This window comes from Brevibacterium salitolerans (genome assembly GCF_039531405.1).
Classification (GTDB): Bacteria; Actinomycetota; Actinomycetes; order Actinomycetales; family Brevibacteriaceae; genus Brevibacterium; species Brevibacterium salitolerans.
On sequence record NZ_BAAAPZ010000019.1, the window covers coordinates 245,731 to 271,880 of the forward strand.

The 26,150-nt window shown below is 71.5% G+C and carries 23 protein-coding genes; 4 read left to right on the forward strand and 19 right to left on the reverse strand.

The window, feature by feature from the left end:
• Positions 1-7: 7 nt before the first annotated feature.
• The 6 genes from ABD240_RS16625 to ABD240_RS16650 form a co-directional block, all read right to left on the reverse strand.
• Positions 8-1,861: an AMP-binding protein gene (locus ABD240_RS16625; protein WP_344338680.1), complete on the reverse strand. Its 1,854-nt coding sequence runs from the start codon at positions 1,859-1,861 to the stop codon at positions 8-10.
• On the reverse strand, positions 1,858-3,522 hold the full coding sequence (locus ABD240_RS16630; RefSeq protein ID WP_344338682.1) for a class I adenylate-forming enzyme family protein: 1,665 nt from the start codon (positions 3,520-3,522) through the stop codon (positions 1,858-1,860). Before ABD240_RS16630 ends, ABD240_RS16625 begins: the two co-directional genes overlap by 4 nt.
• A gap of 169 nt (positions 3,523-3,691) precedes the next feature.
• Positions 3,692-4,891, reverse strand: coding sequence for an acetyl-CoA C-acyltransferase (locus tag ABD240_RS16635; RefSeq protein WP_344338684.1), 1,200 nt, complete (start codon positions 4,889-4,891; stop codon positions 3,692-3,694).
• Between the two features lie 31 nt (positions 4,892-4,922).
• On the reverse strand, positions 4,923-5,681 hold the full coding sequence (gene fabG, locus ABD240_RS16640; RefSeq protein ID WP_291794456.1) for a 3-oxoacyl-ACP reductase FabG: 759 nt from the start codon (positions 5,679-5,681) through the stop codon (positions 4,923-4,925).
• A complete protein-coding gene (locus tag ABD240_RS16645; RefSeq protein WP_291794458.1) occupies positions 5,678-6,895 on the reverse strand; it encodes an acyl-CoA dehydrogenase family protein in 1,218 nt (405 codons plus the stop codon). The genes fabG and ABD240_RS16645 overlap by 4 nt, the downstream gene beginning before the upstream one ends.
• 82 nt (positions 6,896-6,977) lie before the next feature.
• Positions 6,978-7,769, reverse strand: coding sequence for an SDR family oxidoreductase (locus ABD240_RS16650; protein ID WP_291794460.1), 792 nt, complete (start codon positions 7,767-7,769; stop codon positions 6,978-6,980).
• A 141-nt stretch (positions 7,770-7,910) separates the two neighbouring features.
• On the opposite strand from ABD240_RS16650, the gene ABD240_RS16655 reads away from it, so the two are divergent.
• The 4 genes from ABD240_RS16655 (at position 7,911) to ABD240_RS16670 (ending at position 13,085) form a co-directional block, all read left to right on the forward strand.
• Positions 7,911-9,479, forward strand: coding sequence for an AMP-binding protein (locus ABD240_RS16655; RefSeq protein WP_344338687.1), 1,569 nt, complete (start codon positions 7,911-7,913; stop codon positions 9,477-9,479).
• The gene (locus ABD240_RS16660) at positions 9,476-10,117 is read left to right on the forward strand and encodes a TetR/AcrR family transcriptional regulator (RefSeq protein ID WP_344338689.1); all 642 of its coding nucleotides are present in this window, start codon (positions 9,476-9,478) and stop codon (positions 10,115-10,117) included. The genes ABD240_RS16655 and ABD240_RS16660 overlap by 4 nt, the downstream gene beginning before the upstream one ends.
• On the forward strand, positions 10,114-11,382 hold the full coding sequence (locus tag ABD240_RS16665; protein ID WP_344338692.1) for a type 2 periplasmic-binding domain-containing protein: 1,269 nt from the start codon (positions 10,114-10,116) through the stop codon (positions 11,380-11,382). The genes ABD240_RS16660 and ABD240_RS16665 overlap by 4 nt, the downstream gene beginning before the upstream one ends.
• Before the next feature lie 71 nt (positions 11,383-11,453).
• Positions 11,454-13,085 carry an AMP-binding protein gene (locus ABD240_RS16670; RefSeq protein WP_344338694.1) on the forward strand — a complete coding sequence of 544 codons (1,632 nt, stop codon included), beginning with the start codon at positions 11,454-11,456 and terminating at the stop codon, positions 13,083-13,085.
• A 46-nt stretch (positions 13,086-13,131) separates the two neighbouring features.
• Here ABD240_RS16670 and ABD240_RS16675 read toward each other — a convergent pair whose 3' ends face one another.
• From ABD240_RS16675 to ABD240_RS16735, 13 genes are all read right to left on the reverse strand, one after another.
• The gene (locus tag ABD240_RS16675) at positions 13,132-13,755 is read right to left on the reverse strand and encodes an L-threonylcarbamoyladenylate synthase (protein ID WP_291794719.1); all 624 of its coding nucleotides are present in this window, start codon (positions 13,753-13,755) and stop codon (positions 13,132-13,134) included.
• On the reverse strand, positions 13,752-14,942 hold the full coding sequence (locus tag ABD240_RS16680) for an AI-2E family transporter (RefSeq protein WP_344338697.1): 1,191 nt from the start codon (positions 14,940-14,942) through the stop codon (positions 13,752-13,754). The genes ABD240_RS16675 and ABD240_RS16680 overlap by 4 nt, the downstream gene beginning before the upstream one ends.
• The gene (gene der, locus ABD240_RS16685) at positions 14,939-16,465 is read right to left on the reverse strand and encodes a ribosome biogenesis GTPase Der (RefSeq protein WP_291794725.1); all 1,527 of its coding nucleotides are present in this window, start codon (positions 16,463-16,465) and stop codon (positions 14,939-14,941) included. Before der ends, ABD240_RS16680 begins: the two co-directional genes overlap by 4 nt.
• A 17-nt stretch (positions 16,466-16,482) precedes the next feature.
• Positions 16,483-17,142: a (d)CMP kinase gene (gene cmk / locus ABD240_RS16690; RefSeq protein ID WP_344338699.1), complete on the reverse strand. Its 660-nt coding sequence runs from the start codon at positions 17,140-17,142 to the stop codon at positions 16,483-16,485.
• Positions 17,139-18,299 carry a prephenate dehydrogenase gene (locus ABD240_RS16695; RefSeq protein WP_344338701.1) on the reverse strand — a complete coding sequence of 387 codons (1,161 nt, stop codon included), beginning with the start codon at positions 18,297-18,299 and terminating at the stop codon, positions 17,139-17,141. The genes cmk and ABD240_RS16695 overlap by 4 nt, the downstream gene beginning before the upstream one ends.
• Positions 18,296-19,138, reverse strand: a complete 843-nt coding sequence (locus ABD240_RS16700; protein WP_291794715.1) for a pseudouridine synthase — start codon at positions 19,136-19,138, stop codon at positions 18,296-18,298. The genes ABD240_RS16695 and ABD240_RS16700 overlap by 4 nt, the downstream gene beginning before the upstream one ends.
• A complete protein-coding gene (scpB, locus tag ABD240_RS16705; RefSeq protein ID WP_344338704.1) occupies positions 19,135-19,749 on the reverse strand; it encodes an SMC-Scp complex subunit ScpB in 615 nt (204 codons plus the stop codon). Before scpB ends, ABD240_RS16700 begins: the two co-directional genes overlap by 4 nt.
• Complete coding sequence (locus ABD240_RS16710; protein ID WP_291794713.1) at positions 19,736-20,503, reverse strand: segregation and condensation protein A; 768 nt, start codon at positions 20,501-20,503, stop codon at positions 19,736-19,738. Before ABD240_RS16710 ends, scpB begins: the two co-directional genes overlap by 14 nt.
• A gap of 47 nt (positions 20,504-20,550) precedes the next feature.
• Positions 20,551-21,387, reverse strand: coding sequence for a ParA family protein (locus tag ABD240_RS16715; protein ID WP_291794724.1), 837 nt, complete (start codon positions 21,385-21,387; stop codon positions 20,551-20,553).
• A gap of 132 nt (positions 21,388-21,519) precedes the next feature.
• Positions 21,520-22,458 carry a tyrosine recombinase gene (locus ABD240_RS16720; protein WP_291794712.1) on the reverse strand — a complete coding sequence of 313 codons (939 nt, stop codon included), beginning with the start codon at positions 22,456-22,458 and terminating at the stop codon, positions 21,520-21,522.
• Entirely contained in the window at positions 22,439-23,113 is a 675-nt protein-coding gene (locus ABD240_RS16725; RefSeq protein ID WP_291794711.1) for an NUDIX domain-containing protein, read from the reverse strand. The genes ABD240_RS16720 and ABD240_RS16725 overlap by 20 nt, the downstream gene beginning before the upstream one ends.
• A complete protein-coding gene (gene pyrG, locus ABD240_RS16730; RefSeq protein WP_344338707.1) occupies positions 23,110-24,837 on the reverse strand; it encodes a CTP synthase in 1,728 nt (575 codons plus the stop codon). The genes ABD240_RS16725 and pyrG overlap by 4 nt, the downstream gene beginning before the upstream one ends.
• Positions 24,838-24,896: 59 nt before the next feature.
• Entirely contained in the window at positions 24,897-26,078 is a 1,182-nt protein-coding gene (locus tag ABD240_RS16735; RefSeq protein ID WP_344338709.1) for a glycosyltransferase, read from the reverse strand.
• Positions 26,079-26,150 lie beyond the last annotated feature (72 nt).

A 26,150-nucleotide genomic window follows, 5' to 3' on the forward strand; every position in this document is an offset into this window, starting at 1 on the left:
CGATCCCTCAGTTCCCCTCGTGCGTGTCCGGACCGGCGGCACCGGCGTTGGCTGCCAGCTCCTCCAGCAGCACCGTCTTGCGGATCTTGCCCGTCGCCGTCATGGGCATCTCCCCGACCCACACGAACTCCGGGATCTTGTACACGGCCATGTTCTCCTTCGCCCACGCACGCAGCGCCTCCGGATCCCGCGCCGCCCCAGGGGCGGCGACGATGAAGGCAACCGGCACCTGTCCCCTGGCCTCGTCCTCACGCGGGGCCACCGCCACTGTGGCGATCTCCGGATGCATGCGCAGCAGCGCCTCCACCTCGGAGGGGAACACGCTCATCCCCTTGACCTTGATCATCTCCTTGGTCCGCGCCAGGTAGGTGAGCGCGCCCTGGTCGTCGAACCTCCCCGTGTCACCGGTGCGCAGCCAGCCCTCGACCAGGGTCTCCGCCGTGGCCCGCGGGTTCTGCCAGTAGCCGCTCATGACGGACGGCGAATGCACGAGGATCTCCCCCTCCTGCCCCACGGGAACGGGGCGGAGGTCCGGGTCCACCACCACGATCTCCGTGCCCGGCACGGGGAAGCCGCAGTACACGGGCTCAGCCCGCAGGTCCCGGTCACCCTCCTGCAGACCCAGGGTGAAGGTGTCCGAGGTGTGCGTCTCCGTCATCCCGAACGAGGCCTCGCGCAAGGTGATGCCCGTCCGCTCCCGCCACTGCTCCCGGAGCGGGACATCGAGCTTGCGCACGAAGGACACCGCCTGGCACTGCTCGAGCGAGCTGAGGTCCAGGCCCGCGCACTCCGGGGTGTCCAGCAGCTCGAGGAGCTCGCCGTAGCCGTCCGCCGGGGAGACGATCCGGGTGACCCCGCGCCGCTCCACCGTCTCCAGCGCCACCCGCGGGTGCCAGCGGTTGAGGATCGCGACCTCGCCGCCGCTGTAGATCGGCAGCAGAATGCTGAGGTTCTGCCCGGCGATCCAGAACATCGCGAGGAACCCCAGGGTGACGTCGCGCCGCTCGCCCACGCGGGCGGTGCCGGAGCCGGCCAGTGCCGAGGCCGCCGTGTAGGCCATGTGCCCGATCGTGTGCTCGCAGCCCTTGGGCCGTCCGGTGGTCCCGCCCGTGTAGTTCAGGGCCGCCAGCCGGTCGGGATCCACCGGCACGGGATCCACGGGCGCGGCCGCCAGCACTCGCTCCCAGTCACCGGCGGCCTCCGGCGCGGGCACCTCCATGGGCAGGCCGGCCTCGGGCGCAGGAGCTCCGGGAGCGGCGAACACCGCCGCGGGATCCGTCCACGTGACCTGCACGGAATGCCCCACCTGCTCCAGCGCGGCCTCGACCACGTCCCGGGAGTGGGGATGGGCGAAGAGGTGCACGGCGCCGGAGTCCTCGAGCTGGTGCCGCAGCTCCTCGACCCGGTACATGGGGTTGCTCGGCACGTAGACGCCGCCCAGCCACGCGATGCCCAAGAAGGCATGGACGAACTGCGGACAGTTGCCCATGTACACCGCCACGCGGTCGCCGGCGGCCACACCGTGCGCGGCCAGCCAGCCCGCCGTCGCCGAGGCCTGCGCGGCGAGCTCCGCCCACGTCGCCTCCCAGCCGTAGTAGCTGAGCGCGACGGCGTCCGGACGCTCCCGCGCCCAGTGCAGCACGGTCTCGGCGAGACCGGGACCTGCGGCCAGCTCCGCCGGGGTCCGGGGGACGGAATCCGGCCAGAGCGTCCGCAGCGAGGCGAGCTCGCCAGCGGCCCGCTCCCACTCCGCGCGCAGCCCCCGCTCGCCGTCCGGGCCTGCGTCCTGACCGCGGTCCGGGCCTGCGTCCTGACCGCGGTCCGGGCCTGCGTCCTGACCGCGGTCCGGGCCTGCCGTCACTGCTGCGCCTCCTTCGCCTTCGCCGCCTCGTCGCGCAGCGTGCGCCGCAGGATCTTGCCGGAGCTGGTCTTGGGCAGCTCCTCGAGGATGGTCACCTCCGCCGGTGCCTTGTAGCTGGCCAGGTGCTCGCGGCAGTGGGCGATGATGTCCTCCTGCGTCGCCTCCGCGCCCGGCTGCAGCGTCACATACGCCACCACCGTCTCGCCGCGGTACGCGTCCGGGACTCCCACCACGGCACCCTCCTGCACGGCGGGATGCGTGTAGAGGACGTCCTCGACCTCACGCGGCCAGACCTTGAACCCCGAGGCGTTGATCATGTCCTTCTTGCGGTCCACGATGAAGACCCAGCCGTCCTCATTCATGTACCCCACGTCACCGGTGCGCAGCTCTCCCCTGGGCAGCGAGTCTGCCGTGGCCGTCGGATTGTTGATGTACTCCGCGGCGATCATGGGCCCGGAGACGCAGATCTCGCCCACCTCGCCCGGCCCCACGGGCTCACCGGCGTCGTCGAGCACGCGCACCATCGCATCCGCCTGCGGCAGACCGGTCGAGAGGTTCCCGGACTCCGGGTCCACGGGAGCACGCAGGCCCCGCGGCACCGTCACGCACTGGGCGCAGGTCTCCGTGAGCCCGTAGCCCTGGCCGATGTACTGCCCGGTCTTCTCCTCGAACCGCTTGACGAGGCCCTCCGGCAGCGGGGCGCCGCCGGACATGATGGAGGTGAATGACTCGAACGCGTCCGCCCCGAACGTGGGGTGGGCCATCATCGCCGTGTAGACGGTCGCCGGCCCCGCCATGAACTGCGGCTTCTCCGCCCTGAGCAGGTCCAGGAAGGAGCCCGGGTCGAACCGGTGGTTGAGGATGAGCGTGCTGCCGCTCGCCACGCCCGCCACCAGCTGACAGTTGAAGCCCGTGATGTGGAAGAGGGGCGCCAGCGAGACGACGCCCGTGCCCGGTTCCAGCTGGGAGTTCCGGGTGGCCATGCGGGAGTTCGAGGACAGCGTCGCGTGCGTGAGCAGCGCGCCCTTGGACCTGCCCGAGGTGCCGGAGGTGTAGCCGATCAGCGCAGGATCCGAGGGTGCGGGCTCCACGGGGGTGAAGTCCGTGTCCAGCCGCTCCTCCATGACGGTCCGGAAGTCCGGCAGCGGCACGTCCGGCAGATCGCGGAAGGCGCCGAACACGGCCTCGGGGCCGTTCTCCGCCCAGTCCAGGTCATCGACGAGGACCACGGTGGGCACGTTCTCCGTGTACTCCTTCACCCGCATGAGGTAGAGCGCCTTCGAGACCACGAGGCCCTTGACGTCCGCATCCGCGAACACGTGCGCGAGCTCGTCGCGGTACATGGGGTTGAGCGGGACGACCACCGCCCCGGCCTTCCAGATGCCGTAGGTGCTGATGAGGAAGTGCGGGCTGTTCTGCAGGTAGATGCCCACGGAGTCGCCGGGGCGGATCCCCTGCTCGTGCAGATAGGCTGCGAAGGCTGTGGACTGCCGGTCCAGCTCCGCATAGGTCACGTCGTGTCCGTAGTAGGCGTAGGCGCGGACGTCCCCGTTCGCCGCGACCGTCGCCGCGAGGTCGCGCAGCGTCGTGGACTCCTCCACGGCGTCCGGCTCCGTGCGGCCCAGGGTCTTCAGCCACGGACGATCATCGAACCAGCTCATGAGTGTCTCCCTCCCGGTGTCAGCGCTGACACCGTCTCGCGGATCGGCACTGACCCGCGGCGATCCCGCGGGGCGCCCCTTCACGCCCCCGGGCCCAGTGTGCGGCACCGAGAACGGGTCCCGGTGCCGCACACGTGCGCGCACCGGCAGGTGCGCGTGTTCCGAGTTCTCAGACGACCTCGAAGAGGCCGGCCGCTCCCATGCCGCCGCCCACGCACATCGTCACGACGACGTGCTTGACGCCGCGGCGCTTGCCCTCGAGCAGGGCGTGGCCCACGAGGCGGGCTCCCGTCATGCCGTAGGGGTGGCCCACGGAGATGCCGCCGCCGTCCACGTTGTACTTCTCCGGGTCGATGCCCAGCCGGTCGCGGCAGTAGAGCGCTTGCACGGCGAAGGCCTCGTTGAGCTCCCAGAGGCCGATGTCGTCCACCGTGAGCCCGTGGCGCTCGAGCAGGCGCGGAACGGCGAAGACCGGGCCGATGCCCATCTCGTCCGGCTCGTTGCCGGCCACCGCGATGCCCTTGTAGATGCCCAAGGGCTGCAGACCCCGCTTGGAGGCCTCCTCCGCACTCATGAGCACGGAGGCGGAGGCACCATCGGAGAGCTGCGAGGCATTGCCTGCGGTGATGCTGGGGTTCGCCGAGGCGACGCCGGGCGCCAGCACGGGGTTCAGCCCCGCCAGGTTCTCCAGCGTGGTCGAGGGGCGGTTGCCCTCGTCCTTCTCCAGCGTGACCTGCTCCTCATGCGTCTCGCCGGTCGCCTTGTCCACGACGATCTTGGTCGTGGTCAGCGGCATGATCTCCGCGTCGAAGCGTCCTGCCTCCTGTGCGGCGGCGGTGCGGCGCTGGGACTCGAGCGAGTACTCGTCCTGCGCCTCACGGCTCACGCCGTAGCGCTCGGCCACGATCTCCGCCGTGTGGAGCATGGGCAGGTACAGGCCCGGGACGTTCTCCTCCAGCCACGGGTCCTTGGCGCGGAAGGTGTTCTGCTTGTCGTTCTGCACGAGCGAGATCGACTCCACGCCGCCGCCCACGGCGACCTTCATCCCGTCGTGGACGATCTGCTTGGCCGCCGTGGCGATCGCCATGAGGCCCGAGGCGCACTGCCGGTCCACGGACATGCCCGCCACGGAGGTGGGCAGGCCCGCACGCAGCGCGGCCTGGCGGGCGATGTTGCCGCCCTGCGCGCCCTGCTGGACCGCGGAGCCGAAGACGACGTCCTCGATCTCCGCCGGGTCCACGCCGGAGCGCTCGACCGCGTGGCGGATGGCGTGCCCGGCGAGCTCCTGCGACTGGGTGTTGTTGAATGCGCCGCGGTACGCCTTGCCGATGGGCGTGCGTGCGGTGGATACGATGACTGCTTCGGTCATGTCATTCTCCTCATCTGCCGGCTCGGCGAGCTCAGGCCTTGGGTCCGCCGGCCACGTAGATGACCTGACCGGAGACGAAGCCCGCTCCCTCGCTGGTGAGGAAGGAGGCGGTGTGCGCGATGTCCTCGGGCTTGCCGGAGCGCGCCACGGGGATCTGGGAGACCGCGCCCTTGACGAAGTCCTCGAAGGGCACGCCCACGCGCTCGGCGGTGGACTTCGTCATCTCCGTCTCGATGAAGCCCGGGGCGATCGCATTGGCGGTGACGCCGAACTTGCCCAGTTCGATCGCGTAGGTCTTCGTCATCCCCTGGATGCCGGCCTTCGCCGCCGAGTAGTTGGTCTGCCCGCGGTTGCCCAGGGCGGAGGTGGACGAGAGGGAGACGATGCGGCCGAACTTGGCCTCGACCATGTGGGACTGCACGGCCCGCGTCATGAAGAAGTTGCCCGTGAGGTGCACGCCGAGGACGGACTCGAAGTCGTCCTTCGTCATCTTGAACAGCATGTTGTCGCGGATGATGCCGGCGTTGTTCACGAGGATCGTGGGCGCGCCCAGCTCCGCGGCGACGCGGTCCACCGCGGCCTTCGCCTGGTCCTCGTCCGCGATGTTGGCGCCCACGCCCAGGGCCTTGCCCCCGGCCGCGCGGATGCGCTCGACGACCTCGGCCGTGTCCTCCTCGCGGAGGTCGATGACGGCGACCTGGCGGCCGTCGGCCGCGAGGCGTTCGGCGATGGCCGCGCCGATCCCGCGCGCCCCTCCGGTGACGATCGCGGTGCGGATGTTCTCACTCATCGTGCGGTGTCCTTCCTGTACTTCTTCAGTTCGTTGCGGGCGATGGCGCGCTTGTGCACCTCGTCCGGGCCGTCCGCCAGACGCAGCGTGCGCAGGTGCGCCCAGGACTCCGCCAGGCGGAAGTCCTGGGTGACGCCGCCGCCGCCGTGGACCTGGATGGCGCGGTCGACGACCTTGAGCGCCATGTTGGGTGCGACGACCTTGATCTGGGCGATGACGTTCTTCGCGACCTTGTTGCCGTGCTTGTCCATCATGTCCGCCGCGTGCATGGTGAGCAGGCGGGCCTGGTCGATCTCGATGCGCGACTCCGCGATCCAGTCCTGGATGTTGGCGCGCTCGGAGAGCTTCTGCCCGAAGGTCACGCGGGACTCCGCGCGCTTGACCATCATCTCCAGCGCGCGCTCTGCGACGCCGATCGAGCGCATGCAGTGGTGGATGCGGCCGGGCCCCAGGCGCGCCTGGCTGATCGCGAAGCCCTCTCCCTCGCCCTTGAGGACGTCCTTGGCCGGCACGCGCACCTGGTCGAAGGACACCTCGGCGTGTCCCTCGCGGTCGTGGTAGCCGAAGACCTGGAGGTTGCGCTCCACCGTCACCCCGGGGGCGTCGATGGGGACGACCATCATGGACTGCTGCCGGTGCGTGGCCTCGTTGGGGTCCGTCTTGCCCATGACGATGAGCACCTTGCAGTTGGGGTGCATCGCGTTGGAGGTGAACCACTTGCGGCCGTCGAGGATGTACTCGTCGCCCTCGCGCTTCATCGTCATCTCGATGTTCGTCGCGTCCGAGGAGGCCACGGCCGGCTCCGTCATCGCGAAGCCGGAGCGGATCTCCCCATTCAGCAGCGGCTTCAGCCACTTCTCCTTGTGCTCCTCCGTCCCGAAGAGCGTGAGGACCTCCATGTTGCCGGTGTCCGGGGCATTGCAGTTCGTGGCCTCCGGGGCCAGGCTGCCGGAGCGTCCCATGATCTCCGCCAGCGGGGCGTACTCGAGGTTCGTGAGCCCCGGACCCCATTCCTTGTGCGGGTGGAACAGGTTCCAGAGACCGCGGGACTTCGCCTCGGCCTTGAGGTCCTCGAGGATCTGGGGCTGGAAGTGCGGCGTGGGCGCCGCGGCCATCTGCTCCTCGTACACGGCCTCCGCCGGGTAGACCAGTTCGTCCATGAACGCCTGCAGGCGCTCCTGGTATTCGCGTCCGCGCTCAGTCGTCTCGAGCATGGGTGATCCCTCTTCCCTGAGTTCTTCTCGTGCGTGCCGGCGTTCTCCCCGGCCGTGCGTGGTGTGCTGTCGGATCGGGTGTTCAGCCGCGCAGCTTCGCCTGGTACCTGCGCATCCCCCTGAGCCATCGGTCGTAGTCGGAGCCCTTCATGCGGTACATGTCGAGCACCTCCGGGTGGGGCAGGATCAGGAACGTCTCGGACTCGACGGCGGCCATGACGGTCTCCGCCACGTCCGCGGGCTCCAGCACGGTGCCCGCCTCCGCGACGGCCTGCTGGGAGACCCGTTCCTCCCCCGTCTTCTCCTGCGTCCCGTCGCCCCAGAGGATCTTGGTGTTCACGCCCATGGGGGCGAGCACGGAGACGCGCACGCCCTCGTCGCCGTACGTGACGGAGAGCCATTCCGCGAAGGCGAGTGCGGCGTGCTTGGTCACGGAGTAGCCGGCGGCCCCGATCTGTGTGAGGAGGCCGGCGGCCGAGGCCGTCGCGACGAAGTATCCCCCGCCGCGGCGCGTCCACTCCGGGACGAGGCGTTCGGCGGCGCGGATGTGGGCGCGGAGGTTGACGTCGAGGATGCGGTCCCAGTCCGCCTCCCCGCCGATCCCCCTGGCGCCGGTGATGCCCGCGTTGGCGAAGTAGAGGTCGATGTCGCCCAGCGCCTCACGGGCGGCGGACAGCAGGCCGTCGACGCCCTGGGCGCTCGCGACGTCCCCGGTCCAGTGGTGCTGGCCGAGTGCGGCGGCGGTCTCCGCGACCTGCGGATCGATGTCCGCGAGCAGGACCGAGGCCCCTCGGGCCGTGAGCGCCGAGGCGAGCGCGGCACCGATCCCCCCTGCGGCTCCCGTGACGACGGCCGTTCTGCCAGTGACGTCCATGCCCCTCCTTCTCGCTGCCGCCCACGTCCTTGTGAGCGGGGACACCTCTATCTATAGTTGAGGAGCGTCTCGAATTCAAGCGCTTGCCAAGCGTTCGTTCAGTGCATTCCGACGTGGCCCACCGTGATTCGAAGGAGCATCATGGCATCGACATCCCCCGCGCCCTCCCTCACCTCCATGGTGGTGCCCTGGGCGGCCGCACGACCGGACGCCGTCGCGCTCCGCACTCCCCCGGGCGAGTCCCGCGTGGAGGTGACCTGGTCGCGCCTGCTGCGGGAGGTGGGCGCAGCGCGCGATCGCAACCGCAGCGCGGGCCTGGCTCCCGGCGAGCGGATGGTCCTCATCGCCCCCACCACGCCGGAGTTCCTCGTGGAGTTCCTGGGCGCCGATGCCGCCGGCCTCGTGGTCGTCGCCGCCAATCCGCTGTCCACGGTGCGGGAGCTCGCCTACCTGCTCGAGGACTCCGGCGCCCGGCAGGTCGTGGCGCATCCGGCGGTCTCTGCTGCGGGCGAGCAGGCGGCGGCCGAGGCGGGGGTGGCCTTCCGCACGATCCCGCTGCTGGCACCGGAGCCGGCGGAGCCCGCCCAGGACTCGCCCGGCCGGCCCTCCCCCGATCCTGCCGCCATCGAGATCGTCGGACGGGAACCGGACGACCTCTCCGCGCTGCTGTACACCTCGGGGACCACCGGCCGCCCCAAGGGGGCCATGCTCACCCTCGGCAACCTCACCGCGGCGGCGGAGACGGTGAAGGGCCTCATCGACGCCACGGACGCGGACAACTGGGCCACCGGCCTGCCCCTGTTCCACGTGTTCGGACTGGCCGCGGTCGCACTGCCGGCGCTGTCCGCGGGCCGGCCCGTCACACTCTTCCCGCGCTGGGACCCGCAGCAGTTCGTCCACGCGCTGGCCGCGGACGCCATCACGGTGATCTCCGGCGTGCCCACGATGTGGATGTCCGTGCTGGCGAGCGCACCCGAGGGGACGGCGCCGGCCCTGCGCGCGGTGAGCTCCGGGGGCGCGGCCATCGCCGGGGAGGTCGTGCGGCGCTTCGAGGACCGCTTCGCCGCCCCCGTCGTCGAGGGCTACGGACTCACCGAGACCACGGCCCTGGGCACCTTCAACCCGCTCGACGGCGAGCGCAAGGTGGGCAGTGTGGGGCGCCCCGTGGGCGACCTGGAGGTCCGCGTGATCGACCACGACGGGCAGCCGGTGCCCGCCGGAGAGGTCGGGGAGGTCTGCATCCGCGGGCCCGTCGTCATGAAGGGCTACTGGAACCGCCCCGAGGCCACGGCGGAGGTGCTGAGCGAGGACGGCTGGTTCCGCACCGGAGACCTGGGGCGGATGGACGCCGACGGCTACCTGTTCATCGTCGACCGCCTCAAGGACCTCATCCTCCACGGCGGCTACAACGTGTACCCGCGGGAGGTGGAGGAGGTGCTCTACGAGATCCCCGGCGTGCGCGAGGCCGCCGTGGTGGGCACGCCGGACGAGAAGTACGGCCAGCAGGTGACCGCTGTGCTCACGCGCACCGCGGACGCCGCCGGTGCGGCACTGTCCGCGGAGACCGTGGAGCGCTTCACCCGGGAGAACCTCGCCGCCTACAAGATCCCCCGGATCATCGAGTTCGTCGACGAGCTGCCCAAGGGCCCCTCCGGCAAGATCCTCAAGCGCGAGCTGCTGGCGCACGTGCCCGCACAGGCGGCACCGTGAAGCAGCGCAAGGACCCGGACGAGCTCGGCGCGAAGGGGATGCGCACCCGCACCCGGCTCATCCGCGCCGCGCAGCGGGTGTTCGAGCGGCGGGGCTTCCTCGGCACCACCCTGGCGGAGGTGACGGAGGAGGCGGGTGTGGCCTCGGGCACGCTCTACACGTACTTCACGAACCGCGAGGAGCTGCTGGCGGCGCTCATCGAGGACGCCTACGCCCAGTCGGTGGTGCCGGCCCACTCCCGGCCGGTGGACGAGGGCGAGCCGGTGGAGAGGATCCGCGCGGGCAATCTCGAGTACGTGCGCGCGTTCCGCGCCAATCGCGGCCTCAACAAGATCCTCGAGGAGGCCCGGCACTACGACGAGCGCATCGAGGCGAACCGTCTGCGCCGCGGCGAGGCGTTCTTCCGCCGCAACGCGGAGACCATCCGGGCGATGCAGGCCGACGGCCGCGTGCCGGGATCCGTCGACCCGGACTTCACCGCGCGCTCGCTGGGCCTCATGGTGAGCCGGCACTGCTACCACGTCTACGTCAACCCTGGCGATCCGCAGTACGACAGCGAGGAGGGCGCCGAGCGGTTCGCGGAGCAGCTCACCCTGCTGTGGCTGCGGGCACTGGGCCTCAAGGAGGAGGACTCATGACCACTGTTTCCAGGATCACATCTCTCAGCGCGTCCGTGGTGAGCGCGCTGCTGCTGAGTGCCTGCGCGGGCTCGGCCGGCAGCGGCGGGGGCGGAGGCGGCGAGGCCGGCGACGGCTACGAGTACGGTGCCGAGGCCGCAGCCGTGGAGGCGGCGATCGCGGACCTCGAACCCGCGTCCGTCACCTACCAGATCCCCGCGACCTCGCTGGAATCGCCTCAGGCGCCCATGGGCGTGGCGTACAAGGAGGCCGTCGAGGAGGCCTCGGGCGGCAAGCTCACCGTCGAGCTCGCCTTCAACCAGTCGATCGCGCCCTATGCGGAGCTGCACGACGCTCTCGCGGACGGCCGCGTCGACATGGCGTTCACCCTGCCGACCTACGAACCGGACCGCTTCCCGGCGGTGAACGCGGTCAACGATCTGCTGGTGGGGCAGGCCGCCTCGCCGTTCGAAGGGGATCTGCTCGCGAATCTGCTCGCCTACGATCTCGCCTGGCAGTCGCCGGAGGTGCTGAGCGAGTACGAGGAGCTCGGGCTCACCCCGTTCACCCCCGTCTCCGCCACGAGCGCCTACTACTCCGTCTGCACCGAACCGTCCACGGAGGACGAGGACTGGAGCGGCCTGCAGGTGCGCGTGGGCTCACAGCCGCAGAACGAACTGGTGGGAGAGCTGGGTGCCTCACCGGTCTCGATCGCCGGGGTCGAGGCCTACGAGGCGCTGCAGCGCGGCACGGTGGACTGCACCCTGGCCGTGCTCTCCGATGTCTCGCAGGGCGGCTTCTTCGAGGTCGCGGGCAACCTGGGCTACCCCACCACCACGCAGTTCCCCCGGGTCTCCGGGGCGATCCTGCAGGGCTCCGGGGTGCAGAACCTGCCGCTCGCCTACCAGCAGATCCTCTTCGACGCCTCCACCGCGGCGTTCCAGGGCGGGATGGAGACGTCGATCGGCTCGCAGGCGATCGCCCTCGAGGAGGCCAGTGAGAAGGGTGTGACGGTGGAGCCCCTCGCGGACGACCTGCAGGACCGGATCGCGGAGGCCAACGAGGCCCGGATGCAGGAGGTGGCGGACTCCGGTGTACTCGGGGACGAGGTGCTCAGCCGCGTCGACGAGACCGCGGAGTTCTGGACCGGGAAGCTCGAGGAGCTGGGATACACGGACCAGGGCGACTTCGCGGAGTTCCACGACTGGTACGACCCGGAGACGGACTTCACGCCCCTGGCGGACGCGCTCATGGAGCGCACCCTGCTGGAGCACCGCCCGAGCTGAGCAGAGCACGTGGGCCGGCCTGAGCTGATCTGAGCTGCCCCGTGCACGAATCCGTCGACGGAGAGGAACCCATGTTCACCACACCCGCAGAGATCTACGAGCACTCCTTCCGGGTGCACAGCGCACTGCCGGCCGTGCAGGAGGATGCGCGCTCCTTCACCTACCGCGACCTCTGGGTGTGGTCCGATGCGGTCATGCGCCAGCTGCGCGGGCTCGGCCTGGTGTCCGGGGACGTGGTGGGCATCTTCGCGGCCAATCGCGCCGAGTGGATCGTGGGCGAGTCCGCGATCGCACGCCTGGGCATGGTCCGCACGCCGGCCAACTTCATGTCGGCGCTGGAGACCGTCGCCTATCAGCTGCAGTACGCGGAGGCGAAGGTCCTGCTCACGGACTACGACCTCGGGACGGCGCTTCTCCCCCATCTCCCGGCCGAGGGCGGTCCGGTGCTCGTACAGCTGTCTGACCCGCAGGGCAGGAGCATCCCGGGGGCGGTGCCGCTCGCGGAGATGCCTGGGGAGGAGGCGGAGCCGGACCGCACGGAGCACGTCGTGGATCCGGATGCGCGCTCCGGCATCTTCTTCACGGGCGGGACCACGGGGCGGCCCAAGGCCGTCGCCCACACCGCGCGCTCCGCGGCGGCGGCGCTCTACATCCAGATGGTGGAGGCGGAGATCAGCGCCGGGGAGCGCATGCTGGTGATGACGCCGCTGGCGCATTCGGGCGGGGCGCTCGCTGCGGCTGGGATAGGCCGGGGCGCGCACGTGCGGATCCTGGAGGAGTTCGACGCCCAGCGCTCCGTGGACCTGCTGCGCGAGGAGGCGATCACGTGGACGTTCATGGTCCCGACCATGATCTACCGCGTGCTGGACCTCCTGGACGCACAGTCCCCGGACGGCACCCCGGAGGCGGGACGCGCCGTGCTCTCCCTGCGCACGGTGGTCTACGGTGCCGCGCCCATGTCGCCTGCTCGCCTTGCCCACGGGCTGCGGCTGCTGGGGCAGGTGTTCGTCCAGCTGTACGGGCAGACGGAGGCGCCGCAGTTCTGCACCCGGCTGTCCAAGCTCGATCACGATCCCGCCCGCCCGGAGCTGCTGGCCTCCTGCGGCAACCCCTCGCTGTTCACGGAGGTGAGGGTCACCGACGACTCGGGTGCCGAGGTGCCCCGCGGCGAGCTGGGCGAGATCACGGTGCGGACGCCCTTCGCGCTCACGGAGTACATCGGGAACCCCGAGGCCACCGCGGAGAAGTTCTGGGACGGCTGGGTGCGGACCGGGGACATGGGCGTCATGGACGACGCCGGCTACGTCTACCTCAAGGACCGCCGGAACGACATGATCATCTCCGGCGGCTTCAACGTGTACTCGCGTGAGGTCGAGGACGTCCTCTCCGCCCATCCGCAGGTCGCCCAGGCGGCGGTCATCGGGGTGCCGCATCCGGACTGGGGCGAGGCCGTCCACGCCGTCGTCGTGCCGCGGGAGCTGCCGGAGGACACTGGATCGCCCACTGCCTCGGCACCGGTGACGGGCGCGTCACCGCTCACCGCAGAGGCTCTCCTCGCCCACTCCCGCGACGGCCTCGCCCGCTACGCCCGCCCCAAGACCGTCGAGTTCGCGGACGCGCTGCCGCAGACACCCTTCGGGAAGATCGACAAGAAGGCGCTGCGCGCTCCGCACTGGGAGGGCGCCTCACGCCAGATCGGCTGATCCGCGGCGCGTTCTCAGCGGCCGAGCCGCACCGGCGGCATCCCCCTCACTCGAACCGGGAGACGTCGCCGGCGCCCTCGCGCCGGACGACCGCGGAGCCCTCCGTGAAGTCGATGACGGAGGTGGGCTCCGTGCCCGGCTCGCCGGAATCCACGATGAGGTCCACCTCGTGTCCGATCTCGTCGGAGACCTCGAGCGAATCCGTCATCGCGTCCTCATGGCCGGGCAGGATGAGCGTGGACGAGAGGATCGGCTCCCCCACCTCCTCGACGAGGGCGAGCGCCGTGGGGTTCTGCGGGATGCGGGCGCCCACCGAGTGCTTCTTGGGGTGCATCATCTTCCGCGGCACCTCCTTCGTCGCCTTCATGATGAAGGTGTACGGGCCGGGGGTGAGCGCCTTCACGGCGCGGAAGGCGGCGTTGTCGATGATGACGAACTGCCCCAGCTGCGCGAAGTCGTGGCACATGAGGGTGAAGTGGTGCTTCTGGTCCAGCTGGCGGATCCGGAGGATGCGTTCGATGCCGTTCCGGTTCTCCAGCCCGCACCCGAGCGCATAGCCCGAGTCCGTGGGGTAGGCGATCAGACCGCCGGAGGCGATGACCTCCGCGGCCTGGCGGATGAGACGCGGCTGCGGATCCACGGGGTGGATCGTGAGGATCTTCGCATTCATGCATCCATCGTAGTGGAGGCACCGTACCGCACCACGACCTCCCGGCCGCGGCGCGCGGGTGCGGCCCGCACCGGCAGTCCCGCGCCGGTCCGCAGATCGGAGGCGATGAGGCTGTTGACCCACCGCGCACGCGGATCCGCGTCGACCAGCAGCGCCTTGAGCAGCAGCGTGGCCGGCAGCGCCAGGAGCGCGCCCAGCCAGCCCAGCACCCAGTACCAGAACAGGAGCGACAGGAAGCTCACGAGCGGGGTCACGCCCACGGACTCGCCCGTGAACTTGGGCTGGATGACGGACTGGATGACGAAGTTGAGCACGCTGTAGGCCATGACCACCCACACTGCGGCCGCCCAGCCCTGATCCATGAGTGCGAGCAGCGCCGGAGGGACGAGGCCGATCACGAATCCCACGTTGGGGATGTAGTTGGTGAGGAACGCGAGCACGCCCCACACCAGCGCCAGGGGCACGCCGATCACCTGCAGGGCGGCCACGTCCAGCGCCGCCACGATGAGCCCGAACACCGTCGCCACGACCCAGTACCGGCGCACGCCGGCGGAGAACGAGGTCAGGGCCACTGCGAAGCGCGGCCGCTGCCGGGTCAGGCTGCGCAGACGCTCCGGGAAGGAGATAGTGTCCAGCGCGACGAAGAACACCGCCATCACCACCGTGGTGAGCAGTGTGAGCACGAGCGTCGCATTGGAGAACAGCGGGGCGAGCGCGGCGATCACGCTGGAGGCGTCGAGCGCCTCGAGCTGGTGCTGGAGCACGCCGGGGGTGAGCCCCATCGTCGCCAGCCAGTCCCCCGTGTCCTGGACGATCTGCACGATCTCGTTCGCATAGCCCGGCATGATGAGCACGAGCTCCGCGATGGACCAGGCGGTCAGCGCGAAGAAGGCCGCCAGCACCACGAGCACCAGGAAGACCGTCGCCATCGCGGCGAGGAACCGCGGCACGCGCAGCCGCACGAGCCATGCCTGCAGCGGGTGGACGATGATCACGAGGTTGAGGGCGAGGAACACCGGGGCGGCGATGTCCTGCACCTGCCGCAGCACGAGCAGGACGATCGCCAGCCCGGCCAGGCCCAGCGTCACCGTGACGAAGCGCGGGAGCGGGGACCGCGACCGGTCCCCGTCACCGTGGGGCGGGGCCTCGCCCACCGTGCCCGCCTCCCCCGGTGCCTGTGCGCTCACGTGCGCTTCCGCTTCTCCCTGATCCGCATGCTGATCTCGATGGGCGTGCCCTCGAAGGCGAACGTCTCACGCAGCCGGCGGGTGATGAATCTGCGGTAGCCGGGGTCGAGGAACCCGGAGGTGAAGAGCACGAAGTGCGGCGGCCTGTTCGAGGCCTGCGTGCCGAACAGGATGCGCGGCTGCTTGCCGCCGCGCAGCGGGTGCGGGTTCGCCGCCACCAGTTCGCCCAGGAACGCATTGAAGCGGCTGGTGGGGATCCGCCTGTCCCAGTTCTCCAGCGCCCGCTCCATGGCCGGCACCAGCTTCTCCGCGTGGCGCCCGGTCTTCGCGGAGATGTTCACCCGCGGGGCCCAGGCCACGTGCGCCAGGTCCTTGTCGATCTCCCGGGCGAGCCACTCCCGGCGCTCCTCGTCCGTGAGGTCCCACTTGTTGAATGCGAGCACGAGCGCACGGCCGGCCTCGGTGGCGCTGCGGATGATCCGCACGTCCTGCTCGCTGAGCGTCTCGTTGGCCTCCAGCAGGACCAGGGCGAGCTCCGCGCGCTCCAGAGCCGTCTGCGTGCGCAGCGCCGCGTAGTAGTCCGCGCCCGAGGCCTGCCGGGCCCGCTTCTTGATGCCCGCCGTGTCGACGAAGCGCCAGGGCCGTCCGCCCAGCTCCACGATCTCGTCGACCGGATCGCGCGTGGTGCCGGCGACGTTGTCCACGAGCACCCGCTCGCTGCCGAACAGGCGGTTGAGCAGGGAGGACTTGCCCACGTTGGGCCGGCCCACGAGGGCGATGCGGCGCGGACCGCCGGGAGCCTCGGCGTCGTCCACCTGTGAGTGCTCCGGCAGCATCTCGATGACCTCGTCGAGGAAGTCCGCGACGCCCCGGCCGTGCATGGCGCTGATGGGGTGCGGTTCGCCCAGGCCCAGGGACCACAGCTCCGCCGCGGCGATCTCGCCGCGCTCGTCGTCGACCTTGTTCGCCGCCAGCAGCACGGGCTTGCCCGCGCGCCGGAGCATGCGCACCACGTGCTCGTCGGTCGAGGTCACCCCCGTGGTCACGTCGACAACGAGGACGACGCCGTCGGCCTGCTCCACCGCGACCTCCGCCTGCTCCGCGATGCGGGAGGCCATGCCCTTCGCGTCGATGTCCCAGCCGCCGGTGTCCACGAGCGTGAGCGGACGCCCGCCCCACTCGCCCCGGTAGCGCACGCGGTCGCGGGTGACGCCGGGGACGTCCTCGACGACCGCCTCGCGCCGGCCCAGGATGCGGTTGACGAGCGTGGACTTGCCCACGTTGGGGCGCCCCACGATCGCCAGCACGGGCGCGGGGCGGACCAGACCGCCCTCCGCATCCGGATCCTCGAGGTCCGCGAGCAGTGCCGCGTCGTCGTCCTCGAGCGCGTAGTCGGCCAGCCCGGAGCGCAGCGACTCCGCGCGCAGCCGCGCATCCTCCTCGTCGATGTCCGCCACCCGCGCGGCGAGGTCCTCGTCCGGCGCGGGGACGAACCCCTCACCCTCGGCTGCCGCGTCCGTCATGTCGTTCGGGCCTCGGGTCATGCGGCCTCCTTCGCCAGTGCGAGGACGGCCTCGACGGCCTCCTCGAAGCTCACATGTGTGGTGTCGAGGGTGTGGACGCCGTCCGCCGCGGTGAGGAAGCTCGTCGTCTGCGAGTCCTTCGCATCGCGGTCCGCCACGAGCGCGCGCGTCGCGGCGATCGCCTCCGCGTCCGCCGTCCCGTGGTTCTCCCCGGCGCGGCGTGCGATCCGCACGTCCTCGTCCGCCGTCATGAGGATGCGCACCGGTGCGTCCGGGGCCACGACCGTGGTGATGTCGCGGCCCTCCACGACGATGCCCGCGGGCTTCTCCGCGATGGCCTCGCGCTGCTTCTCGATGAGCTCCTCCCGGGCCTCCGGGACGCCGGAGACCGTCTGCACGCCGGCGGAGACGGCGTCCGTGCGGATCTCCTCCGTCACGTCGATGCCGTCGACCTCGATCCGGAAGCCGTCCGGGTCCGTGGAGATCTCGAGGTCCGCGCCGCGCACCAGCTCGACGACGTCACCGGGATCGCTCACGCCGCGGCTGAGCGCCAGCCATGCCATCGCCCGGTACATGGCACCCGTGTCCAGGTAGGCCCAGCCCAGCCGGCGCGCCACCTCCTTGGAGGTGCTGGACTTGCCCACTCCGCTGGGTCCGTCGATCGCGATGACTCTCATCTCTGTCCTTCGTTCGGTGTGTCTGCTTCTGTGCGCTTCTCAGCATGGTCCGGCAGCCTCCAGCCGCGGGCCAGGAGCCCGTCGACCAGATCCTGGACGTGCGCGGGCAGGACGAAGAGGTCCAGGCTTCCGAGGCGGCGCCCGGTGGCGTGGTCGATCCGCACGTCCTCGATGTTGATGCCCAGCTCGCCCACCTCCGCGAACAGCCGGCCGAGGTTGCCCGGCTCGTCGCCGATCACCACCGTCACCGTCGCGTACTGGGTGGGGGCCTGGCCGTGCTTGCCCGGGATCCGCTGCTGTCCCTCGTTGCCGGCGGCGATCGCGCCGGCGAGGACGGCGAGCGCACCCGGCTCCAGCGCGAGTGCGGCGATCACGCGGTCCAGGTCCTCGCGGATCTCCATGAGCACCGTGCGGACCTCCGCGGCGTTGCCGGCCAGGATCTGGGTCCAGAGCCCGGGGTCCGAGGCCGCGATCCGGGTGACGTCGCGCAGGCCCTGGCCGGCGAGTGCGACACCCTCCACCGGCATCCGCGCCAGCCGCGCCGCCACCAGCGAGGACATCACCTGCGGGGCGTGGGAGACCCGGGCCACGGAGGAGTCGTGGAAGTCCGGCTCCAGGTGGAGCACCGTCGAACCCACCGCCGAGGCCGTGGCCACGACCTGGGCGAGCCGCTCCGGCGGGGTCGCCTCGTCCGAGCAGATCACCCACGGCCGGTCCTCGAAGAGGTCCACCCGCGCCGCGATCGCACCGGAGCGTTCGCGTCCGGCCATCGGGTGCGAGCCGATGTAGCGGTCGAGCTCCGCACCGGTGACGGACCGGCGGACGGCGTCGAGCAGCGCGCCTTTGACGCTCGCGACGTCCGTGACCGTGGCCTCGGGCAGCCTGCGGAGATGCTCGACGACGAGTGAGGCGGTGACGTCAGGAGGCGCGGCGACCACGACGAGCTGGGTGTCCGCGGCGGCCTCGGCGACCGTGCCGGCGCCCATGTCCGCGGCGAGCTGCGCTGCGGTGGGCGAGACATCGGCCAGGGTGACCGCAGCGCCCGCGCGGGTGAGCGCGAGCCCCAGCGAGGCGCCCAGCAGGCCCGCGCCCACGATGTGGACGCGCTGCGGGAGGGCACCGGTCGCCGCCGCACCGCGCGATGAGGAGCTGCTCACAGATCGACGGCCTTCATGAGCTCGCCCACCTCGTGCGGCCGCAGGTCCCGCATCTTGCCCGGGCGCTGCTCCGCGAGCGCGATGGGACCGAACTGCGTGCGCACCAGCCGCTCCACGGGCGTGCCCACGGCCTCGAGCAGGCGACGCACGATCCGGTTGCGGCCGGAGTGGAGGACGACCTCGACGAGCGCCCTGCCCGGGGTGGAGTCGAGGAGCCGGAACGAGTCGACGTGCGCCATGCCGTCCTCGAGCTCGATGCCGTCGCGCAGGCGCGCTCCCGCGTCCTTGGGGACGGGACCGCGCACCTGGGCGAGGTAGGTCTTGGGGACCTCGTAGCGGGGGTGCGTGAGACGGTTGGAGAGCTCGCCGTCGTTCGTCAGCAGCAGCAGTCCCTCCGTCTCGTAGTCGAGCCTGCCCACGTAGAAGAGGCGCTCAGGACGGTTCTTCAGGTAATCCGCGACGGTCTTGCGCCCCTCCGGGTCGCTCATGGAGGTGAGGACCTTCTTGGGCTTGTTGAACGCGAGGTAGACCTTGTCCGTGTGGGCCGTGATGCGCAGCGTGTCGACGTGGACGGTCTGCTTCTCCGGATCGATCCGGGTGCCCAGCTCCGTGACGACGACGCCGTCGACCTCGACGCGGCCCTCGGAGATGAGCTGTTCGCAGGCCCGGCGCGAGCCCAGCCCGGCGTCGGCCAGCACCTTCTGCAGGCGCACCCCGTCCGCGGAGTGCACGTCGGAGACCGGGCCGTGACCGGTCTGGACCGGCTTGCGGCCGGCTCGCGCCCTGCGGGTGGGACGCTTGCTGCGATGGCCCGGTGAGCGGGGATCATGGGAGTTCATACGTCGATTATCCCCAATTCTCCCTCAGAACCCGCACCGGCCTCGCCTGTGCGATTCGCCTCATCCCCGTCCGGCAGGAACGGGGCGATGTCCGGGAGGTCCTCGATCCGGCCCAGACCGGCGGCCTCGAGGAAGGCCGGGGTGGTGACGAACCGGACCGCGCCGGTGAGCTCCTCCGTCCCCGCCTCCACGATGAGGCCCCGCATGAGCAGGGTCCGGACCACCCCGTCGACGTTGACGCCGCGGATCGCGGAGACCCGCGCACGCGTGACGGGCTGCCGGTAGGCGATGATCGCGAGCGTCTCCAGCGCGGCCTGCGAGAGCTTCGCCGACTGCCCGGCCGTGAGGAAGGTCGCAACCACGTCGTGCTGCTCGGGCCGGCTGAAGATGCGCCAGCCGCCCGCGGAGCGCGTCAGCCGAAAGCCCCGGGGCCGTCCACCGTGCGCACCGTCGAAGTCCGCGGCCAGCTCCTCGAGGGCGAGCACGACCTCGTCCTCCTCGACGCCGAGGCCCTCGGCCAGCTCGCCGGCGCCCACGGAGCGGTCGGTGACCATGAGGATCGCCTCGAGCGCGGTGAGGAGCTCTGCGCTGGGCTGCTCAGTGTCCGTCATGTGGTCCCTCCTCCTGCGCCGGCTCCTGCGGCAGTGCCGAGCGCAGCGTAATCGTGAGCGTGCCGAGCGCCTGCGGCTGCTCCACCTCCACCAGGTCCGCGCGGATGAGTTCCAGCACCGCGAGGAAGCGGGCGACGACCACGAGCCGCGAGCCCGCGTCCTCGATGAGGGCGGAGAACTCGACCGCCTGCGCCTCCTGCAGGCGGTTCAGCAGCAGGGCCCGCTCCTCCGGGACGGACACGTGGGCCTCGTGGAGGTGGTCGAGCGCGACCTGCGGCGGCGTGCGGTCCCGGGAGACCACGGCGGCGTAGACCGCGGCGAGCACCGGCGGCGAGGTGGAGAACTCCAGCGGCGGGAGCAGCCCGGTGAAGGCCTCCTCCAGCCCCACCGCCCGGGGCACCGCCCGGGCGGCCGTGCCCATCCGCTCCCCCAGCACCTGGGAGACGGCCTTGAAGGCGCGGTACTGCAGGAGCCGGGCGAAGAGCAGGTCCCGGGCCTCCAGCAGCTCGAGGTCGAGCTCGTCGTCCACCTCGCCGCCCGGCAGCAGGCGCGCGGTCTTGAGGTCCAGCAGCGTCGCCGCGATCACGAGGAAGTGGGTGAGCTCGTCCAGCGAGCGGGTCCCGCGCAGGGCGGAGACGTGGTCGAGGAACTCGTCCGTCACCTCCGCCAGAGCGATCTCCGTGACGTCCAGCGACCGCTTGGCGATGAGGTCGAGGAGCACCTCGAAGGGGCCGGAGAAGTTCTCCAGCTCCACGGTGAAGACGCGGTGCGCGGACCCGCAACCTGCCTCGGCGGTGACGCTCAGGGCGAGCCGCCGCGGGAGATGAGCTCCCGCGCGAGCCGGCGATACGCGTCTGCGCCGGCGTGCGTGGGCGCGAAGGTGGTGATGGGCTCCGCCGCCACGGAGGCGTCCGGGAAGCGGACCGTCCGGTTGATGACGGTGTCGAAGACCGTCTCACCGAAGGCCTCCACGATGCTCGCGATGACCTCGCGGGAGTGCAGGGTCCGGCCGTCGTACATGGTGGCGAGGATGCCGTCGATCCGGAGGCTGGGGTTGAGGCGGTCCTGCACCTTCTCGATCGTCTCCACCAGCAGCGCCACGCCGCGCAGCGCGAAGAACTCCGTCTCGAGCGGGATCACGACCCCGTGGGCGGCGGTGAGCGCGTTCACGGTGAGCAGGCCCAGCGACGGCTGGCAGTCCACGAGCACCACGTCGTACTCGTCCTCGACCCGGGACAGGGCACGGGCGAGCACCTGTTCGCGGGCCACCTCGCCCACCAGCTGGATCTCTGCGGCGGAGAGGTCGATGTTCGCAGGCATCACGTCGATGCCCTCCACCCCCGTGGTGTGGATGACCTCGTGCGGATCCAGCCGCGAGTTCATGAGCACGTCGTACACGGTCCGGTCCAGCGCGTGCGGGTTGATGCCCAGCCCCACGGACAGCGCGCCCTGCGGGTCGAAGTCCACGAGGAGGACCCTGCGGCCGTAGCCGGCGAGCGCGGCGCCCAGGTTGATCGAGGAGGTGGTCTTGCCCACTCCGCCCTTCTGGTTCACCATCGCGATGATGCGTGCGGGTCCGTGCTCGTCGAGCGCGGGCGGTGCCGGGAACTCCCGGATCGGACGGCCGGTGGGGCCCATCTCCTCTACCGCGATGTCGAGCCTCTCGTCTGCCACGGGCTGCCTCGTCTCCTGTGTTGCCGATCTGAAAGCAGGCGGGGATGCGCCTGCAGGTGTGCCTGAGCCGCCGGCGCAGCGCCGCCGGCCCCCAGCCTAGCGCGCCCGCGGGTGCGAGGACGCGTAGACCTCTCGCAGGGTCTGTGCCGTCACCCTCGTGTAGATCTGCGTGGTCACGACGGAGGCGTGCCCCAGCAGCTCCTGGACCACGCGGATGTCCGCGCCGCCCTCCAGCAGGTGGGTGGCGAACGAATGGCGGAGGGTGTGGGGCGTGACCTCGTCCAGCCCCGCCGCCGCCGCCGCCCGCGTGACGATCGCCCAGGCGGACTGCCGGCTCAGCCGGGTGCCGCGCTGGTTGAGGAAGACCGCACCCCGGTCGCCGCCGGACCTCGCCGCCAGTGCCGGCCGGTCCCGCACCGTCCACGTCCCCAGTGCCTCCGCGGCGTGGGAGCCCAGCGGCACGATCCGGTCCTTCCCTCCCTTGCCGTAGAGCCGGACCAGACGGTGCTCGAGGTCCAGGTCGTCGAGGTCGAGGCCCACGGCCTCGCTGATGCGCGCGCCGGTGGCGTAGAGGAGCTCGAGGAGCGCGGCCGCACGGTGCTGGACGAGGGACTCCCCCGCCGTCTGCGCGAGCATCGCCTCGACCTCGTCGAGGCGCAGGGCCTTGGGGAGGCTGTCGCGCAGTGCCGGCGGCGAGAGCTGGGCCACCGGGTCCGCCGCGGCGGTGCCCTCGGCGACCAGGTGGTCGTGGAGGCGGCGGACTGCCACCGCGATCCGTGCGGTGGAGGCCGGTGCGAGACCGGAGTCCGCGAGTGCCGCACGGAAGGCGAGCGCGTCCTCGGCCGTCACCTCCTCGAACGCGCGCACTCCCCGCCGGTCGAGCCACGTGAGGTACCGTGCGAGATCCCGCGCATAGGCGTCGACCGTGTTGCGGGAGAGCCCGCGCTCCAGCTCGATGTGCGCCAGGTAGTCCGCCGCAGGGCGGACGAGGCCGGACGGCCCCTCCGGCAGCAGCTCAGCTCCGTGCCGCGCCACGATCCTCCCAGGGGGCGTCCGCCGGGCGCAGTCCGGTCCAGCCGCGGCTGCGCGCCGCGTGGGCGTGGAAGACGGCGAGTGCGGCGATCGCGTTCCGCACGCGTCCGCCGAGCACGGCGTCGCGCGCCTCGTCCAGCGGCACCCAGCGCAGCACGATCCCGCTCTCCTCGTCCTCGCGCTCGTGGTGCTCCTCCTCCGGCACGGCGGTGACTCCGCGCGCCAGGTAGATCCGGACCCGCTCGTCCGAACCGCCCGGAGAGGTGAAGAGATCTGCGAGCGTGTGCCAGTCCTCGGCCCGCAGGTCCGCCTCCTCCCCGAGCTCGCGGGCCGCGCCCGCGGCCGGATCCTCGCCGCTGACGTCGAGGAGACCCGCAGGCACCTCCCAGTCGCGGGTGCGGATGGGATGCCGGTACTGCTGGAGGAGGAGGATCCGGTCCTCGTCGTCCACCGCCGCCACGGCGACCGCACCGGGGTGGGCCATCTTGTCGCGTGTGAGCGGACGCGCGGACTCCGGCAGTTCGAAGGTCTCCCGGACGATGTCCCAGACGAAGCCGGAGTAGACGGTCTCCCGCGCGGAGACCGGCACCTCGACCGGCAGGTCCGCGAGAGGCGGGTCCGCAGGGGGCGGGTCCGCACGGGGGCGATCCGCGCTCATGCGACCTCCGCGCGCCGCGCCAGCGCCGCCTGCACGAGCCCGGCGAAGAGCGGGTGGGGGCGGGTGGGACGGCTGCGCAGCTCCGGGTGCGCCTGGGTGCCCACGTAGTAGGGATGGGCGGAGGCGGGCACCTCGACGAACTCCACGAGCTCGCCGTCCGGGGAGGTGCCGGAGAACACGAGGCCGGCCGCGGCGAGGCGGTCGCGGTAGGCATTGGCCACCTCGTAGCGGTGACGGTGGCGCTCCGAGGCCTCCGCGGCACCGTAGGCGCCGGCGACGACGCTGCCCGGGGTGAGGGCCGCCGGGTACAGTCCCAGCCGCATGGTGCCGCCGAGGTCTCCCTCGCCGTCCACCACGGACCGCTGCTCGGCCATCGTCGCGACGACCGGCTCCGTCGTGGCCGGGTCGAACTCCGTCGAGGAGGCCTCGCTGAGGCCGAGCTCCGTGCGGGCGTACTCGATGACCATGCACTGCATGCCCAGGCACAGACCCAGGGTGGGGATGCCGTGCAGACGCGCGTGGCGCAGCGCGCCCAGCTTGCCCTCGATCCCGCGGATGCCGAAACCGCCGGGCACGCAGACGGCGTCGAGGCCGGCGAGCTGCTCGGCCGCTCCCTCCGGCGTCTCACAGCTGTCGGAGGCGACCCAGCGGATCTCCACGCGCGCACCGTGGGCGAACCCGCCGTGGCGCAGCGCCTCCGTGACGGAGAGGTAGGCGTCCGGCAGATCCACGTACTTGCCCACGAGCCCCACCGTCACGGTGTGCGAGGGATTGTGCACCTGCGCGAGCACGGCGTTCCACCGGGCCCAGTCCATCTCCCCCAGCGGCAGGCCGAGGCGGCGGATGACGTAGGCGTCCAGCCCGCCGGAGTGGAGCACGGTCGGGATGTCGTAGATGCTGCGCGCATCGACGCAGGGGACGACGGCTTCGGGCTCCACGTCGCAGGAGGCGGCGATCTTGTCGCAGATGGACTCCGGCAGCGGCCGGTCCGCCCGCAGGACGATGGCGTCCGGCGTGATGCCGATGGACCGCAGCTGCGCCACGGAGTGCTGGGTGGGCTTGGTCTTGAGCTCCCCGCTGGGGGCCAGATAGGGCACGAGGGAGACGTGGACGAAGAAGACGTCGTCCCGGCCGATGTCGTGCCGGACCTGGCGCGCGGCCTCGAGGAACGGCAGCGATTCGATGTCGCCCACCGTGCCGCCGATCTCCGTGATGATGACGTCCGGCGCCTCACCGTCCGTGCGCTGGGCCTGCGCCCGCATGCGGGCCTTGATCTCGTCCGTGATGTGCGGGATGACCTGGACCGTGTCGCCCAGGTAGGCGCCGCGCCGCTCCTTGGCGATGACGGAGGAGTACACCTGGCCCGTGGTCACATTGGCCGAGGCGTCCAGCGAGCGGTCGAGGAAGCGCTCGTAGTGGCCGATGTCGAGATCCGTCTCCGCTCCGTCGTCGGTCACGAAGACCTCGCCGTGCTGGAACGGGTTCATGGTGCCCGGATCCACGTTGAGATAGGGGTCGAGCTTCTGCATGGTCACGGCGAGGCCGCGCTGCGAGAGCAGGTGACCGAGGCTGGAGGCCGTCAGCCCCTTCCCCAGGGAGGAGGCGACTCCGCCGGTGACGAAGATGTGTCGTGTACTGGTCGCACCGTCTGTGCTCAATCGATTCACCACGGACTTCCACTCTACCAGCGCCCGCCCCCGCGGACCTCGGTCCGGAGTTTCCATCGCGTTACAGCTTCCTGGGAGTCAGCCGCCCGCGGGAGGCAGGGCCGGGAGGCGCGCCGTCAGCGGCGGTGCGCCAGAGCGGCGGCGTAGACGTCGAGCAGGTCCGCGGCGACGAGCTCCGCCGAGGAGACGTCGTCCACGCGGCGCCGGGCGGCGAATCCTGCGCTCACGCGCCCGGCCGGGGAGTCGAGGAAGGCGCTGATCCGCTGCACCAGTGCGTGCGTGTCATCGGCGTCCACGCGCGGGGCCGCCTCGCCCCACGGCCGCGCGGTGCGCTCATCGCCCAGCACGATCGAGGGGCGGGCCAGTTGCATGAGCGCCTCCGGCTCCATCGGCCCCATGTCCGCGGTGGCGACCACCACATCGGCGGCGGCGAGGACGTCCACCGCGGAGCCCTCGTCGGCGAGCACCACGGGGCAGCGGCCCACGAACGCGGAGCGCACCAGGCCGCGCTCACGGCCGGAGCCGGTGAGGGCGAACACCACATGGCGGTCCTGCCGGTGCTCCGCCAGGGAGACGGCGGCGTCGAGGAAGGTGGTGAGGGCGTCGCCGTCCGCCACCGCCAGCGGGGAGGCCACGAGGAACGCGCCGTCCGGCACCTCGAGGTTCTCCCGGACCTGCCGCCTGCTCACGGCCGGGGCGAGCCGCGTGGAGAGGTCCGGGCTGAGCAGGCGCGCGCGTTCCGCGACCGGCACCTCGTCGACGAAGCGGTCGACCACCGGCGCCGTGGTCCCCAGCACGGCGGCGGCGGTCCGGGCGACGACGGCGGCGGAAGCCGCGTCCAGGGTGCTCTGGGGGCGGAACCGGCCCACCGTCGCCACCAGCGCGGGCCGGCGCGAGGCGGGGAGCCCGGTCATCGCGGTGCCGGCGAGAGCGGCGGCGTGGAGGCCGTGGGCGTGGACGAGGTCCACGTGGCGGTAGAGCCGGTGGAGGTCCAGCACGGTGCCGGGATCGCCGAGGGCGACGTGGTCGCGCACCGGCAGGCTGACCGCGGCGAGATCGCGCTCCCGGTCGTAGCCCATGGCCGGGGAGGTGCCCCCGCGCGGGGAGGTCGCCGGCGCGAAGCCCAGCTCCTCGAGCACCGACGGGCGCGCCGCCACGCCCACCTTCAGACCGCTGCCGGCGTGCGCCTGCGCCGCGGACGCAGCGACCTCCCCCACCGGCCCCTGTGCCTCTGCGAGGACATGGAGGATGCGGGTCTGAGCGAGCGCGGGCTCGACCTGGCCGTGGTCTGCGTGCATGTGCGGATCCTTCCCGGACGTCACGATGGGACTGCGGCCGCGTTCCGGCCGCGCTGGTGACAAGACTACCGG

What these genes read in the sequence shown, in the direction of transcription:
- der (WP_291794725.1), bottom strand. Translation starts at nt 16,465, where the DNA reads ATGACGGACGCGGCAGCCGAGGGTGAGGGGTTCGTCCCCGCGCCGGAC.
- ABD240_RS16635 (WP_344338684.1), bottom strand. Translation starts at nt 4,891, where the DNA reads ATGACCGAAGCAGTCATCGTATCCACCGCACGCACGCCCATCGGCAAG.
- ABD240_RS16645 (WP_291794458.1), bottom strand. Translation starts at nt 6,895, where the DNA reads ATGCTCGAGACGACTGAGCGCGGACGCGAATACCAGGAGCGCCTGCAG.
- ABD240_RS16630 (WP_344338682.1), bottom strand. Translation starts at nt 3,522, where the DNA reads ATGAGCTGGTTCGATGATCGTCCGTGGCTGAAGACCCTGGGCCGCACG.
- cmk (WP_344338699.1), bottom strand. Translation starts at nt 17,142, where the DNA reads ATGAGAGTCATCGCGATCGACGGACCCAGCGGAGTGGGCAAGTCCAGC.
- ABD240_RS16700 (WP_291794715.1), bottom strand. Translation starts at nt 19,138, where the DNA reads ATGAACTCCCATGATCCCCGCTCACCGGGCCATCGCAGCAAGCGTCCC.
- fabG (WP_291794456.1), bottom strand. Translation starts at nt 5,681, where the DNA reads ATGAGTGAGAACATCCGCACCGCGATCGTCACCGGAGGGGCGCGCGGG.
- ABD240_RS16675 (WP_291794719.1), bottom strand. Translation starts at nt 13,755, where the DNA reads ATGAATGCGAAGATCCTCACGATCCACCCCGTGGATCCGCAGCCGCGT.
- pyrG (WP_344338707.1), bottom strand. Translation starts at nt 24,837, where the DNA reads ATGGAAACTCCGGACCGAGGTCCGCGGGGGCGGGCGCTGGTAGAGTGG.
- ABD240_RS16715 (WP_291794724.1), bottom strand. Translation starts at nt 21,387, where the DNA reads ATGGGCCCCACCGGCCGTCCGATCCGGGAGTTCCCGGCACCGCCCGCG.
- ABD240_RS16665 (WP_344338692.1), top strand. Translation starts at nt 10,114, where the DNA reads ATGACCACTGTTTCCAGGATCACATCTCTCAGCGCGTCCGTGGTGAGC.
- scpB (WP_344338704.1), bottom strand. Translation starts at nt 19,749, where the DNA reads ATGACGGACACTGAGCAGCCCAGCGCAGAGCTCCTCACCGCGCTCGAG.
- ABD240_RS16650 (WP_291794460.1), bottom strand. Translation starts at nt 7,769, where the DNA reads ATGGACGTCACTGGCAGAACGGCCGTCGTCACGGGAGCCGCAGGGGGG.
- ABD240_RS16735 (WP_344338709.1), bottom strand. Translation starts at nt 26,078, where the DNA reads ATGCACGCAGACCACGGCCAGGTCGAGCCCGCGCTCGCTCAGACCCGC.
- ABD240_RS16670 (WP_344338694.1), top strand. Translation starts at nt 11,454, where the DNA reads ATGTTCACCACACCCGCAGAGATCTACGAGCACTCCTTCCGGGTGCAC.
- ABD240_RS16655 (WP_344338687.1), top strand. Translation starts at nt 7,911, where the DNA reads ATGGCATCGACATCCCCCGCGCCCTCCCTCACCTCCATGGTGGTGCCC.
- ABD240_RS16725 (WP_291794711.1), bottom strand. Translation starts at nt 23,113, where the DNA reads ATGAGCGCGGATCGCCCCCGTGCGGACCCGCCCCCTGCGGACCCGCCT.